Annotated in this window: 15 protein-coding genes; all 15 read left to right on the top strand. The window is 68.0% G+C overall.

Annotated features, from left to right (window positions below):
* The first annotated feature begins 121 nt into the window (after positions 1-121).
* The 15 genes from HF203_RS07050 to gmk all read left to right on the top strand — a co-directional run bounded on the left by HF203_RS07050 (position 122) and on the right by gmk (position 12,722).
* The gene (locus tag HF203_RS07050) at positions 122-988 is read left to right on the top strand and encodes a YicC/YloC family endoribonuclease (protein ID WP_168668042.1); all 867 of its coding nucleotides are present in this window, start codon (positions 122-124) and stop codon (positions 986-988) included.
* Between the two features lie 462 nt (positions 989-1,450).
* Positions 1,451-2,278 carry a phosphonate ABC transporter ATP-binding protein gene (gene phnC / locus HF203_RS07045; RefSeq protein ID WP_168668041.1) on the top strand — a complete coding sequence of 276 codons (828 nt, stop codon included), beginning with the start codon at positions 1,451-1,453 and terminating at the stop codon, positions 2,276-2,278.
* 22 nt (positions 2,279-2,300) lie between these two features.
* Complete coding sequence (gene phnD / locus HF203_RS07040; RefSeq protein WP_168668039.1) at positions 2,301-3,305, top strand: phosphonate ABC transporter substrate-binding protein; 1,005 nt, start codon at positions 2,301-2,303, stop codon at positions 3,303-3,305.
* Between the two features lie 55 nt (positions 3,306-3,360).
* On the top strand, positions 3,361-4,155 hold the full coding sequence (gene phnE / locus HF203_RS07035; protein ID WP_168668037.1) for a phosphonate ABC transporter, permease protein PhnE: 795 nt from the start codon (positions 3,361-3,363) through the stop codon (positions 4,153-4,155).
* Between the two features lie 22 nt (positions 4,156-4,177).
* Positions 4,178-4,876, top strand: coding sequence for a phosphonate metabolism transcriptional regulator PhnF (gene phnF, locus HF203_RS07030; RefSeq protein WP_168668035.1), 699 nt, complete (start codon positions 4,178-4,180; stop codon positions 4,874-4,876).
* Positions 4,873-5,322: a phosphonate C-P lyase system protein PhnG gene (gene phnG, locus HF203_RS07025; RefSeq protein ID WP_168668033.1), complete on the top strand. Its 450-nt coding sequence runs from the start codon at positions 4,873-4,875 to the stop codon at positions 5,320-5,322. The genes phnF and phnG overlap by 4 nt, the downstream gene beginning before the upstream one ends.
* A 3-nt stretch (positions 5,323-5,325) precedes the next feature.
* Positions 5,326-5,931 carry a phosphonate C-P lyase system protein PhnH gene (gene phnH / locus HF203_RS07020; protein WP_168668031.1) on the top strand — a complete coding sequence of 202 codons (606 nt, stop codon included), beginning with the start codon at positions 5,326-5,328 and terminating at the stop codon, positions 5,929-5,931.
* Entirely contained in the window at positions 5,931-7,040 is a 1,110-nt protein-coding gene (locus HF203_RS07015) for a carbon-phosphorus lyase complex subunit (protein ID WP_168668029.1), read from the top strand. Before phnH ends, HF203_RS07015 begins: the two co-directional genes overlap by 1 nt.
* Entirely contained in the window at positions 7,037-7,897 is an 861-nt protein-coding gene (locus HF203_RS07010) for an alpha-D-ribose 1-methylphosphonate 5-phosphate C-P-lyase PhnJ (RefSeq protein ID WP_168668027.1), read from the top strand. The genes HF203_RS07015 and HF203_RS07010 overlap by 4 nt, the downstream gene beginning before the upstream one ends.
* Positions 7,894-8,670 (top strand): phosphonate C-P lyase system protein PhnK, encoded by a 777-nt coding sequence (gene phnK, locus HF203_RS07005; protein ID WP_168668025.1) that lies wholly within the window; start codon positions 7,894-7,896, stop codon positions 8,668-8,670. The genes HF203_RS07010 and phnK overlap by 4 nt, the downstream gene beginning before the upstream one ends.
* A gap of 16 nt (positions 8,671-8,686) precedes the next feature.
* Entirely contained in the window at positions 8,687-9,397 is a 711-nt protein-coding gene (gene phnL, locus HF203_RS16100) for a phosphonate C-P lyase system protein PhnL (protein WP_210424675.1), read from the top strand.
* Positions 9,394-10,530: an alpha-D-ribose 1-methylphosphonate 5-triphosphate diphosphatase gene (gene phnM / locus HF203_RS07000; protein ID WP_210424674.1), complete on the top strand. Its 1,137-nt coding sequence runs from the start codon at positions 9,394-9,396 to the stop codon at positions 10,528-10,530. Before phnL ends, phnM begins: the two co-directional genes overlap by 4 nt.
* Before the next feature lie 7 nt (positions 10,531-10,537).
* The gene (phnN, locus tag HF203_RS06995; RefSeq protein ID WP_210424673.1) at positions 10,538-11,107 is read left to right on the top strand and encodes a ribose 1,5-bisphosphokinase; all 570 of its coding nucleotides are present in this window, start codon (positions 10,538-10,540) and stop codon (positions 11,105-11,107) included.
* Complete coding sequence (phnP, locus tag HF203_RS06990) at positions 11,100-11,942, top strand: phosphonate metabolism protein PhnP (protein WP_168668020.1); 843 nt, start codon at positions 11,100-11,102, stop codon at positions 11,940-11,942. The genes phnN and phnP overlap by 8 nt, the downstream gene beginning before the upstream one ends.
* Before the next feature lie 174 nt (positions 11,943-12,116).
* Positions 12,117-12,722, top strand: coding sequence for a guanylate kinase (gmk, locus tag HF203_RS06985; protein WP_168668018.1), 606 nt, complete (start codon positions 12,117-12,119; stop codon positions 12,720-12,722).
* The last annotated feature ends 176 nt before the right edge of the window (positions 12,723-12,898 follow it).

Raw genomic sequence — 12,898 nt, 5'->3', positions numbered from 1 at the left:
ACGCACCTGGGACAAGTATACGCACCAGCGGCACTCGACCGGACGCGACTCGAAAGCCCCTGACACGCGTCTTATACTGAGCGCCATCGAGCAGCCCAGCCACATCGAGAGCCCCATCCACATGATCAAGAGCATGACCGCCTTCGCCCGAGAATCCAGCCAGAGCGCACTGGGCGAACTCACCTGGGAGCTCAAGACCGTCAACCACCGCTATCTCGAGCCGCTACTGCGCCTGCCCGAGGAGCTGCGCGGCCTCGACACCCGCATCCGCGCACGACTCGGCGAACGGTTGCACCGCGGCAAGGTCGACTGCGCGCTGCGCTTCAACCCCGGCGCCGGCACGCCGGTCGCACTCGAACTCAACCGCCCACTGGTCGAGCAGTTGCTCGCCGCCGGCGACGCCCTGGCCGCGCTCAGTGGCCGCGATACCCGTCCCACCCCCTTCGAACTGCTGCGCTGGCCCGGCGTGATCCATGAACAGGAGCGCGACCTCGATCAGGTCGGCGCCGCCGCGATGGCGCTGCTCGATCAGGCCCTCGACAGCCTGGTCACCACCCGCGAGCGCGAGGGCGCGCGCCTGGCACAGCTGATCCGCGAGCGCTGCGACCGGCTTGAGGTCTGTGTCGAGCAGGTGCGCGAGCGCATGCCCGAGGTCATCGCCGAGACCCGCGCCCGCCTCACCGAACGCCTCACCGAGCTGCGCGAGGAGCTCGACGAGGGCAGGCTCGAACAGGAGATCGTGCTCGTCGCCACCAAACTCGACGTCGACGAGGAGATGGATCGTCTCACCGCCCACATCGCCGAGGTGCGCAGCGTGCTCGAACGCGACGAACCGATCGGCCGACGCCTCGACTTCCTGATGCAGGAGCTCAACCGCGAGACCAACACCATCGGCTCCAAGTCCTCCGACGTCACCATCACCCGCACCGTGGTCGACATGAAGGTGCTGATCGAGCAGATGCGCGAGCAGATCCAGAACATCGAGTGAGCGACCGAGGGCGTTGCTCTCCTCCCAGTCGCCAGTCGCCAGTCGCCAGTCGCCAGTCGCCAGTCGCCAGTCGCCAGCTAACAGCTAACAGCTAACAGCTAACAGCTAACAGCTAACAGCTAACAGCTAACAGCTAACAGCTAACAGCTAACAGCCCCCAGTAGACAGCCAACAGGTCATCGATGGCACAGGTCCGCGCCCTCGGCCACCGATGACGAGCCCCCAGAACCGAATGAGCGATACGGGGCCGTCGAGTACCGCCCCCCACAGGTCGCTGACGGTCGACGGCCGATGGCTAAAAGCTGGCAACTGGCGACTGAAAGCTAGCGGCTGGCGGCTGTTGGCTAAAATCTAGCAACACGACCGTCAACAAACCTTCAATGAACCGACATGTCTAGACAACCCTGATGTAACCCCGTCTCCCTAAGCTTGCGGCAGGTCACACCAGGACAGGACTGTCGCATGTCAGCCATCAAGGTCAACGCACTGCAGAAGAGCTTCACCGGGGCGCCGGTGCTCAAGGGTATCTCCGTCGAGGTCGAGCAGGGTGAGATGTTGGCCCTGATCGGCTCGTCCGGTTCCGGTAAATCGACGCTGATGCGTCACCTCTCGGGGCTGACCCTGGCCGACCGCGGCCCTGCCTCGCTGGTCGAGGTCCTGGGGCGCAAGGTGCAGCAACACGGCCGTGCCGCCAGCGACATCCGTCGCACCCGCGCCCGCATCGGCCACGTCTTCCAGCAGTTCAACCTAATCAACCGGCTCAGCGTCCAGACCAATGTGCTGATCGGGGCACTCGGTCGCGTGCCAGTGTGGCGCAGCCTGCCGGGCTGGTTCACCGATGCCGAGCGCCGTCTGGCGCTCGAGGCGCTGGAACTGGTCGGGTTGCGCGAGCACGCCATGAAACGCGCCTCGACGCTCTCCGGTGGCCAGCAACAGCGTGTCGCCATCGCCCGGGCGTTGATGCAGCAGGCCGAGGTCATCCTCGCCGATGAGCCCATCGCCTCACTCGATCCCGAGTCCTCGCGGCTGGTGATGGAGACCTTGCAGCGGATCAACCGCGAGCGCGGCATCACCGTCATCGTCACCCTGCACCAGGTCGACTACGCCCGCCAGTACTGTCGACGCGCCATCGCCCTGCGTGATGGCGAGGTCTTCTTCAACGGTCCCATCAGCGCCCTCGACGACACCACCCTCGCCACCCTCTACGGCACCGCCCACGAGACCGCCGAGCGACCATTGATCCCCTCACGCCCCCGTCAGGCCAGTGGCCTCGAGCTCAACCCGGTTTGACGCGCACACGGACCCAACGCCCATGAACACCCTGTCATCACTGACCGCGGGGCTGGCCCTCGGCACCCTGCTGCTCGGCGCCCCGGCCAGTCAGGCCGAGCCGCTGGAGACCCTCAGCTTCGGCATCATCTCCACCGAGTCGTCACAGAACCTCAAGACCGTCTGGGAGCCCTTCCTCACCGACATGTCCGCGCAGCTCGGCATCGAGGTCGAACCCTTCTTCGCCTCCGATTACGCCGGCATCGTCCAGGCGATGCGCTTCGACAAAGTCGATGTCGCCTGGTACGGCAACAAGGCGGCGATGGAGGCGGTCGACCGCGCCGGCGGCGAGGTCTTCGCCCAGACCGTCGATGCCTCAGGCAACCCCGGGTACTGGAGCGTACTGATCGCCGCGGCCGACGACGACCGGCTCAACTCAGTCGAGGACGTGCTCGCCCATGCCGAGACCCTGAGCTTCGGCAATGGCGACCCCAACTCCACCTCCGGTTATCTGGTGCCGAGCTACTACGTCTTCGCCCGCAACGGTGTCGACGCGAAGCAGGTCTTCAAGCGTATGACCAACGCCAGCCACGAGGCCAACTTCCTCGCCGTCGCCAATGGTCAGCTCGATGTCGCCACCAACAACACCGAGACCATCGCCCGGATCCGCGAGACCTTTCCGGACAAGTACGACCAGGTGAAGGTGATCTGGCGCTCGCCGCTGATCCCGGCCGACCCGATCGTCTGGCGCAAGAACCTGCCCGAGTCGGCCAAGCAACGGATCCGTGCGTTCTTCATGACCTACGGCACCACCGGTGACCCGCACGAACAGGCGGTGCTCACCGACCTGCAGTGGGCACCCTTCCGTCCCTCCAGCAACGCGCAGTTGTTGCCGATACGCCAGCTCACGCTGTTTGCGGAGCGTCTCCGACTCGAGGCCGACACCCGACTCTCCGCGGCCGCCAAGGCCGAGCGCCGCCGCGCGCTCGATGCCCGGCTCGCCGCACTCGAGCAGCGCATCGAGGCGCTCGAGGCGGCCCCCCACTGAAACCGGCGCGGCGGCCACGGGTCGCCCGCCTCCCTTCCGTCATCAAGAGCGCACCATGATCCAATCGACAGCAACCAACACGCCCGTTGCGCGCAAGCCGTTCAACTGGCTGGCAGCACTCGGCTGGGCCGTCCTCTTCCTGCTGCTGGGGTGGGGTTGGGAGGGCGCGGAGATCGACCCGCTGCTACTGATCCGCGAGGGCGGCAGCATGCTCGAGTTCGCCGCCGACTTCTTCCCGCCAGACTTCAGCGACATCGGCTACTACCTCGAGGAGATGCTGGTGACGCTGCACATCGCCCTCTGGGGCACGGTGCTCTCGATCCTGCTCTCGATCCCCTTCGGGCTGCTCAGCGCCGAGAACCTGACCCCGGTCTGGGTCCACCAGCCGGTGCGCCGATTGATGGACGCCACCCGCGCGATCAACGAGATGGTGTTCGCGATGCTGTTCGTCGTCGCGGTGGGGTTGGGACCCTTCGCCGGCGTGCTGGCGCTGTTCGTCCATACCACCGGGGTACTCGCCAAGCTCTTCTCCGAGGCCGTCGAGGCGATCGACCCACGCCCGGTCGAGGGGGTGCGCGCCACCGGCGCCAACCCGCTCGAGGAGATCGTCTATGGCGTCATCCCCCAGGTACTGCCGCTGTGGATCTCCTACTCGCTCTATCGTTTCGAGTCCAACGTGCGCTCGGCCACGGTGGTCGGCATGGTCGGCGCCGGCGGCATCGGCGTGATCCTGTGGGAGAGCATCCGCGGCTTCCAGTTCCAGCAGACCTGCGCGGTGATGCTGGTGATCATCGCCTGCGTGACCCTCACCGACCTGCTCTCGCAGCAGCTGCGCAAGGCCTTCATCTGACACCCGCAACTTGTATAGACAAATGAGCCGATACCGCGACATCGCAGCCCAGTTGCACGACGAGATCCGCGGCCACTACCGCGCCGGTGAGCTGCTGCCCTCCGAGGGCCAGCTCGCCGAGCGCTTCGCGGTCAACCGCCACACCATCCGTCGCGCCATCGACGAGCTGGTGCACGACGGCTTGGTGCGCCGCTACCAGGGTCTTGGCTGCCGCATCGTGCAGACCCCGATCGACTATGCCCTGCACGATCACGCCGCCTTCTCCCACAACCTCGACCAGCTCGGGCTCGGCCTGGCCACCGAGATCCAGGGCTGGCGCGCCACCGAACTGCCCGTGGCGCTGGCCGGACGACTCGACCTCAGCCCAAGTACCCGAGTGCTGGAGCTGCACACCCGCCGCCTGATCGAGGGTGAGCCGGTATGTCTGATCCGCCACTTCCTGTTCGACCTGCCCGAGGACGCGCTCGCGGCCTTCACCGGCCCCTCATTGCACGCCTTCCTGCGCGAGCATTACGGCATCGAGCTGCGCCGCGGCACCACCCGACTGCGCGCGCGCATGCCGACGCTCGACGAGCGCGCCCAGCTCGCCATCGGTCGCGGCACCCCAGTGATGGAGGTCCATACCCGCAATTACTGCCGCCACAGCGACCGATTGCGCGAGTACTCGATCTCGCGCAGCCGCAGCGATCTCTTCGAATACAGCATGGAGCCCAAGCCATGACCCCTGACATCGCGCGCCGCCGACACTGGATGTCGGTACTCGCCCAGGCGCCGACCGACACCCTGCTGCAACTCTCCGAGCCCGCCATCGCCGATGCCGAGTTCGAGCTGATCCGTGCCCCCGAGATCGGTCTCGTCCAGGTTCGCGCACGCGCCGGTGGCACCGGCGCCGCCTTCAATCTCGGCGACATGACCCTGACGCGCTGTGTCGTGCGCTCGCACTTCGGCACCACTGGTCACGGCCAGGTCGCCGGTCGCAGCAAGCCCCATGCACTGCGCGCCGCACAGCTCGACGCCCTGCTGCAGACCCCGCAGTTCGACGCCCACCTGCACCAGCGGGTGATCGAACCCCTGGAACGACAACGACAGCGCGCGCGTCACACCGAGCAGCGCGACGTCGAGACCACTCGGGTGGACTTCTTCACCCTGGTCCGAGGAGAGGATTGACCGATGTCGCAACCACAGCTGCAGGCCGGCTTCGCCAACCCGGTCGAGGACAGCCAACAGGCCTTCCGCCACCTGCTCAAGGTGATGAGTGAGCCGGGCGTGATCCGGCCATTGGCCGCCGCCACCGCGCTCGACACGCTCACCCCTGCGACCTTCAGCGCCTGCCAGACACTGCTCGACGCCACCACGACCCTATGGCTCGGCGGTGCGCTCGACACCGAGACGGTCCGCGCCAACCTCGGCTTCCACAGCGGTTGCCGGATCGTCGTCGACCCCGCTGCGGCCGACTTCGTGCTTGCCCGTGCCGGCGAACTCCCCGAGCTGATGACGCTGCGTGCCGGCACCGCCGAGTACCCCGATCGCAGCTGCACCCTGCTCGTCCAGGTCGAGGCGCTGGCCACCACCGCCACCGAGCAGGCCACCGCGCTGCGCCTGTCCGGGCCGGGCATCGCCACATCGCGCCAGTTGGGCGTGACCGGGCTCGACACCCGGCTGACGCGCTATCTGGTCGAACGGCCCCACCCCTTCCCACTCGGTCTCGACCTGGTGCTGCTGGCCCAGGATCAGGTCGCGGCCATCCCACGCACGACCCGTGTGGAGGTGAACTGATGTATGTCGCAGTCAAAGGCGGGGAGCGTGCCATCGCCGCGGCCCACACGCTGCTCGCCAAACGGCGCCGAGGCGCGCCCGAGACCCCCGAGATCGGGGTCGCGCAGATTGACCAACAACTGGCGCTGGCCGTCGACCGGGTGATGACCGAGGGCTCGGTCTACGACCGCGAGCTGGCGGCGCTGGCGATCAAGCAGGCCGCCGGCGATCTGGTCGAGGCGATCTTCCTGCTGCGTGCCTATCGCACCACCTTGCCGCGCTTCACCAGCAGTGAGCCGATCGACACCACGCACATGCACATCGAGCGGCGGATCTCGGCGACCTACAAGGATCTGCCCGGAGGACAAGTGCTCGGCCCGACCTTCGACTACACCCACCGCCTGCTCGACTTCAGCCTGCTGGCCGAGGGTGAACCCGCCGCACCGGCACCGCCGTCGGAGACGGTCGACACCGCACCAGCAGCGTCGCAGCCGCCACCGACCCCGCGCGTGCTGGAGCTGCTCGAGCGCGAGGGGCTGATGATCGGCGAGCACGACCGCGGCGACGAGCCGACCGACATCACCCAGGACCCGCCGACCTATCCCTGTGACCGCAGCGCCCGACTGCAGGCGCTGGTGCGCGGTGACGAGGGCTTCCTGCTGGCGTTGGGCTATTCCACCCAGCGCGGCTACGGCCGCAACCACCCCTTCGCCGGCGAGATCCGCATCGGTGAGGTCGAGGTCGAGATCGTCCCCGAGGAACTGGGCTTCCCGATCACCATCGGCACCCTCCAGGTCACCGAGTGCGAGACGGTCAACGGCTTCACCCGGCACGACGACGGCGAGGTGCGTTTCACCCGCGGCTACGGGCTCGGACTCGGCCAGTGCGAGCGCAAGGCGATGGCCATGGCGCTGGTCGATCGCGCCCTGCAGGCCGAGGACCATGGCGAGACCGCGGTCTCGCCGGCACAACAGGAGGAGTTCGTGCTCTCGCACTGCGACAACGTCGAGGCCGCCGGCTTCGTCTCCCATCTCAAGCTGCCGCACTATGTCGACTTCCAGTCCGAACTGGAGCTGCTGCGCCGTATCCGCGCCGCTGCCGACAGCGCCGGCGAGGAGGATCCGGCATGAGCGCACCCGCCACCCGTGCCGGCTACAACTTCGCCTATCTCGACGAGCAGACCAAGGGCATGATCCGGCGCGCCCTGCTCAAGGCGGTGGCCATCCCCGGTTATCAGGTGCCCTTCGGCGGTCGCGAGATGCCGATGCCCTACGGCTGGGGCACCGGCGGCATGCAGGTGAGCGCCGCGATCATCGGTCGTGACGACTGCCTCAAGGTGATCGACCAGGGCGCCGACGACACCACCAACGCGGTCAGCATCCGCGCCTTCTTCCGGGATCTCACCGGGGTCGCGACCACCGAGCGCACCGAGCAGGCGACGCTGATCCAGACCCGGCACCGCATCCCCGAGACCCCGCTGCACGAGGACCAGATCCTGGTCTATCAGGTCCCCATCCCGGAGCCGTTGCGCTTCATCGAACCGAGCGAGGTGGAGACGCGCAAGATGCACGCGCTCGAGGATTACGGGGTGATGCACATCAAGCTTTATGAGGACATCGCCCAATTCGGTCACATCGCCACCTCCTACGCCTATCCGGTACGGGTAAACGGGCGCTATGTGATGGATCCCTCGCCGATCCCCAAGTTCGACAACCCGAAGATGGACCACTCACCGGCGCTGCAGCTGTTCGGCGCCGGGCGCGAGAAACGCATCTATGCCGTCCCGCCCTACACCGAGGTGCGTAGCCTCGACTTCGCCGACCACCCCTTCGAGGTCCAGCGCTGGGACCAGTGCTGCGCCATCTGCGGCGCTACCGACAGCTTCCTCGATGAGGTGATCCTGGACGACCAGGGTGGCCACACCTTCATCTGCTCCGACACCGACTACTGCCGCACACGCCTGGCACGCCAGGAGGAGAAGGCATGAACCGCGAACCACTGCTGCAGGTGCGCCAGCTCACCAAGCTCCACGCCCCGGGCAAGGGCTGTCGCGAGGTCAGCTTCGATCTCTATCCCGGTGAGGTGCTCGGCATCGTCGGCGAGTCCGGCTCCGGTAAGTCGACCCTGCTGAGCTGCCTGTCGGCGCGACTGGCGCCGGACTCGGGATCGATCCTCTATCGCACCGACGCGGGCGAGACCGTCGATCTCTACCAGCTCAGCGAGGCGCGTCAGCGTCAACTGCAACGCACCGAGTGGGGCATCGTCCACCAGCACGCCCGCGACGGGCTGCGCATGGGCGTCTCCGGCGGGGCCAACATCGGCGAGCGACTGATGGCCACCGGCGAGCGCCACTACGGCCAGCTACGCGCCACCGCCGCGCGCTGGATGCGTGACGTCGAGCTCGACGTCGGGCGGATCGACGATCGACCGACGACCTACTCCGGCGGCATGCAGCAACGGCTGCAGATCGCCCGCAACCTGGTCACCCATCCGCGTCTGGTGTTCATGGACGAGCCCACCGGCGGGCTCGATGTCTCGGTCCAGGCGCGGCTGCTCGACCTGCTGCGCCAGCTGGTCACCGAGCTCGGGCTGGCGGTGGTGATCGTCACCCACGACCTGGCGGTGGCACGACTGCTCGCCCAGCGGCTGATCGTGATGCGCCGCAGCCAGGTCGTCGAGAGCGGCCTCACCGACCAGGTACTCGACGACCCCCAGCACGCCTACACCCAGCTGCTGGTGTCCTCCGTCCTCACCGCCTGACCCCGGAGACGATCCGATGCAGACCATGATCGAGGTGCGGGGACTGACCAAGGTCTTCACCCTGCACAACCAGGGCGGCACCCAGCTGCCCGTGTTCCGCGGCATCGACTTCACCGCCAAGCGCGGTGAGTGCACGGTACTGTTCGGCGAGAGCGGCTCGGGCAAGAGCACCCTGCTGCGCTCGCTCTATGCCAACTATCTGCCCACCAGCGGCAGCATCCATGTCCGTCATCGCGGCGAGCTGGTGGCGCTGAGCGGCGCCGACAGCCAGACGCTGCTGCAGATCCGCCGCGAGACCATCGGTTATGTCAGCCAGTTCCTGCGCGTCATCCCCCGGGTCCCGACCCTGGAGGTAGTCGCCGAGCCACTGCGCCTGCGCGGTGTCGAGACCGCCCAGGCCCAGGCCCGTGCCGGCGAGCTGCTCGAACGGCTGCACATCCCGCAGCGGCTGTGGTCGCTACCGCCCGGGACCTTCTCCGGCGGCGAACAACAACGCGTCAACATCGCCCGCGGCTTCATCGTCGACTACCCGATCCTGCTGCTCGACGAGCCCACCGCCTCGCTCGACCGGCGCAACGCCGCCACCGTGGTCGAGCTGATCGGCCAAGCGCGCGATCGCGGCACCGCCATCGTCGGCATCTTCCACGACAGCGAGGTGCGCGACGCCGTCGCCGACCGGATCTTCCACGTCCAACCCCAAGCCGCAACCGACAGGATGGCCTCGTGATTCTGACCAACGCCCGCATCGTCCTCGACGACGACATCATCCACGGCTCGCTGGAGATCCGCGACGGTCGCATCAGCGCGCTCGACAGCGCCACCACCAATCTGCCCGGGGCGCTCGACTGCGCCGGGGGCTACCTGCTGCCGGGGCTGATCGAGCTGCACACCGACAACATGGAGAAGCACTTCACCCCGCGCCCCGGGGTCGCCTGGCCGGGGACGCAGGCGTTCAAGGTACACGACGCGCAGATGATCAGCGCCGGCATCACCACGGTCTTCGATGCCATCGCCATCGGCGACGTGATCGAGCGCAGCGAGCGCGTCGGCAACCTGACCCGCATGGCCGAGGCGCTCGAGACGTGCCGCCGCCGCGGCCTGACCCGCGCCGAGCACCTGCTGCACCTGCGCTGCGAGGTCAGCCATGCCGACACCCTGGAGAACTTCGAGCGACTACTCGTCGAGCACCCGCCGCAGCTGGTCTCGGTGATGGATCACTCACCCGGCCAGCGCCAGTTCGCCGACCCGGTCAAGTACCGCGAGTACTACCAGGGCAAGTACAAGCTCAGCGACGCCGAACTCGAGACCTTCGTCGCCCGTCAGAGCGAGGCCAGTCGCCGCTACAGCGACCGTTATCGCCAAGCGATCTGTGCCAGTTGCCGCGAGCACGGCATCCCGCTGGCGAGCCACGACGACGCCACCAGCGCACATGTCGAGGAGTCGCACACCCTGGGCATGGTCATCGCCGAGTTCCCCACCACCCACGAGGCCGCACGCGCCTCCCACGACCGCGGCATCGCCGTGCTGATGGGCGCGCCCAACGTGGTGCGTGGCGGCTCACACTCGGGCAACATCGCCGCCCACACCCTCGCCAGCGCGGGCTTGCTCGACATCCTCTCCAGCGACTATTACCCGGCGAGCCTGCTCGATGCGGTCTTCAAGCTCGCCGGCGACGCGCGCAACGACTACGACCTCGCCGCCGCCACCGCGCTGGTCAGCACCCGCCCCGCCGCCGCTGCCGGCCTACGCGATCGCGGTCGTATCGCCCCCGGGCTCAAGGCCGATCTGGTGTGGTGCGAGGCGATCGACGACCACGCCCACATCCATCGGGTGTGGAAGGACGGCGAGCGGGTGTTCTGAGCACATCATGGCCACGCTGTTCTACCTGATCGGCCCCTCGGGCAGCGGCAAGGACGCCCTGCTCCAGGGGCTGCGCCAGCGCCTCGGCGGGCGCGCGCCGCTGCTCTTCGCCCACCGTTACATCACCCGCGACTGGCACGCCGGCGGCGAGAACCACATCGCGCTGAGCGCCGAGGAATTCGCGCAACGGCTCGAGCGTGGGCTGTTCAAGCTGCACTGGCAGGCCAACGGTTGCCGCTACGCCCTCGGTATCGAACTCGACGCCTGGCTGGACAGCGGCCAGTCGGTAATCGCCAACGGCTCGCGTGCCCACCTCGAACAGGCCCGGCGCTGCTTCGGCGAACGACTGATGCCGGTGGAGGTGCGGGTCGACCCGCAACGCCTGCGACAACGACTGCGCGCGCGCGGACGTGAGGACGAGGCGGCGATCAGCGCCCGTCTCGCCCGCAACGCCCGACTCGAACGCGAACGACGGGGACAGACGCTGCGAATCGACAACAACGGCGACCTCGACGCCGCGCTCACACGGCTACAGCGCCTGTTGCTCGCCCATCTCGGAGCACCCGCCGATGTTTGAGATCGAGTTCATCGGCACGGGTGACGCCGCCGGCGTCCCGGTGTGGGGATGCGACTGCCCGGCCTGCCGGCGCGCCAGCGCTGACCCCGCGCGCCGGCGCGAGAGCGCCTGTGTGGCCGTTCACACCGAGACCGGCGTGACCCTGATCGATGCCGGTGTCGGCGACCTCGCACGCCGCTTCGCCTTCGGCCAGATCCGTCGCATTCTCCTCACCCACTTCCACATGGATCACGTCCAGGGGCTGTTCCCGCTGCGCTGGTGCGAACGCACGCCCCGCATCCCGGTGCACCGCCCCGACGACCCGATCGGCGCCGATGATCTCTACAAGCACCCCGGGGTACTCGACTTCCGCCCCCCCCTCGCGCCCTTCGTCGAACACGACCTCGGCGACCTGCACATCACCCCGCTGCCGTTGCGCCACTCCCGCCCGACCCAGGGCTATGTGCTGCGCCATCAGCGCCATCGGCTCGCCTACCTGACCGATACCGCCGGCCTGCCCGAAACGACGCTGCGCCACCTACAGCGACACCCGGTCGCCGCCCTGGTGCTCGACTGCCACGTCCCGCCACAGCCACGGCCGCCACGCAATCACAACGACCTCACCACCGCGCTGGCGCTATGGCGCGCGAGTGGCGCCCCCCGGTTGTGGCTGACCCATGTCGGCCATCACCTCGACGACTGGTTGCGTCAGCCAGGCAACGCGTTGCCCGAGGGCGTCCGGGTCGCCGCCGACGGCCTGCGCCTGGCGGGCGATGGCCAGGTGCGGACAACGCACCGCCCCTCGCGACACGCCGATGCGACCCGCTCGCCCCCTGAGGCGCGACTTGTAACCTGACGCAAGCGCCCGCAGGGTCGTATAATCTCGCCTTTTTTCCGTCTCGCGCGCCTCGATTCACGCGTGGACGCGTCCGGCATCGCGCCCCGGGGTCGTTGTTCTCGCGGCCGCAGCGCCGGCACCAGACACCGTCGGCGAGCGTGCGGGACCCCCACCGTCGAAGGCACACCCGTAATGGGACAAGGCATCCTCTTCATCGTCTCGGCGCCCTCCGGCGCCGGCAAGACCAGTCTGGTCCGGGCGCTCCTCGAGCGTGATCGCGCGCTCGCGCTCTCGGTCTCCTGCACCACCCGCGCGCCGCGCACCGGCGAGCGCGACGGCGTCCACTATCACTTCCTCGCCCGCGAACGCTTCGAGCAGGCGATCGCCGCCGGCGACTTCCTCGAGTCGGCCGAGGTCTTCGGCAACCTCTACGGCACCCGCGAGCAGGACGTGCGCGCGCGCCTCGAGGCCGGCGAGGACCTGATCCTTGAGATCGATTGGCAGGGCGCGCGTCAGGTCCGTGCTCGTATCCCCGAGGCGGTGAGCATCTTCGTGCTACCGCCCTCGATCACCGAACTCGAACGCCGGCTGCGTGGACGCGGCACCGACAGCGACACCGTGATCGCCGAACGCATGGCCCAGGCACGCGACGAGATGATCCACGGCGACGAATACGATTACCTGGTGGTCAACGGCGACTTCGAGGACGCACTCACCACCCTGACGGCGATCATCGCCGCCGAGCGCCAACGCCAACCACGCCAGCAACCCAAGCTCACCGAGCTGCTCGGCGACTGACCGGCCCCGGCGCCGGGCGTGCGCGAACACCCTTGGGGCCCGACCCGAACGCCACCAACTAGGAATCGGAGAAGAGACCGACCACGACCGCCGGCACCCTGTTTGGGCGCCGCGATCTTGTGGTAGTCTGGAGGCTGTTCACACCCTGTTCGCGGGCCGTCACCAGGACCGCCCCG

Origin of the sequence: Marichromatium bheemlicum (genome assembly GCF_012276755.1) — a bacterium.
In the GTDB taxonomy this organism is placed as follows: domain Bacteria; phylum Pseudomonadota; class Gammaproteobacteria; order Chromatiales; family Chromatiaceae; genus Marichromatium; species Marichromatium bheemlicum.
Note: the sequence above shows the minus strand (reverse complement) of the source record. Positions and strands in the feature narration are given on the sequence as shown.

What these genes read in the sequence shown, in the direction of transcription:
- phnH (WP_168668031.1), top strand. Translation starts at nt 5,326, where the DNA reads ATGTCGCAACCACAGCTGCAGGCCGGCTTCGCCAACCCGGTCGAGGAC.
- phnG (WP_168668033.1), top strand. Translation starts at nt 4,873, where the DNA reads ATGACCCCTGACATCGCGCGCCGCCGACACTGGATGTCGGTACTCGCC.
- HF203_RS07050 (WP_168668042.1), top strand. Translation starts at nt 122, where the DNA reads ATGATCAAGAGCATGACCGCCTTCGCCCGAGAATCCAGCCAGAGCGCA.
- HF203_RS07015 (WP_168668029.1), top strand. Translation starts at nt 5,931, where the DNA reads ATGTATGTCGCAGTCAAAGGCGGGGAGCGTGCCATCGCCGCGGCCCAC.
- phnK (WP_168668025.1), top strand. Translation starts at nt 7,894, where the DNA reads ATGAACCGCGAACCACTGCTGCAGGTGCGCCAGCTCACCAAGCTCCAC.
- phnE (WP_168668037.1), top strand. Translation starts at nt 3,361, where the DNA reads ATGATCCAATCGACAGCAACCAACACGCCCGTTGCGCGCAAGCCGTTC.
- phnF (WP_168668035.1), top strand. Translation starts at nt 4,178, where the DNA reads ATGAGCCGATACCGCGACATCGCAGCCCAGTTGCACGACGAGATCCGC.
- phnC (WP_168668041.1), top strand. Translation starts at nt 1,451, where the DNA reads ATGTCAGCCATCAAGGTCAACGCACTGCAGAAGAGCTTCACCGGGGCG.
- phnN (WP_210424673.1), top strand. Translation starts at nt 10,538, where the DNA reads ATGGCCACGCTGTTCTACCTGATCGGCCCCTCGGGCAGCGGCAAGGAC.
- HF203_RS07010 (WP_168668027.1), top strand. Translation starts at nt 7,037, where the DNA reads ATGAGCGCACCCGCCACCCGTGCCGGCTACAACTTCGCCTATCTCGAC.
- phnL (WP_210424675.1), top strand. Translation starts at nt 8,687, where the DNA reads ATGCAGACCATGATCGAGGTGCGGGGACTGACCAAGGTCTTCACCCTG.
- phnD (WP_168668039.1), top strand. Translation starts at nt 2,301, where the DNA reads ATGAACACCCTGTCATCACTGACCGCGGGGCTGGCCCTCGGCACCCTG.
- phnP (WP_168668020.1), top strand. Translation starts at nt 11,100, where the DNA reads ATGTTTGAGATCGAGTTCATCGGCACGGGTGACGCCGCCGGCGTCCCG.
- gmk (WP_168668018.1), top strand. Translation starts at nt 12,117, where the DNA reads ATGGGACAAGGCATCCTCTTCATCGTCTCGGCGCCCTCCGGCGCCGGC.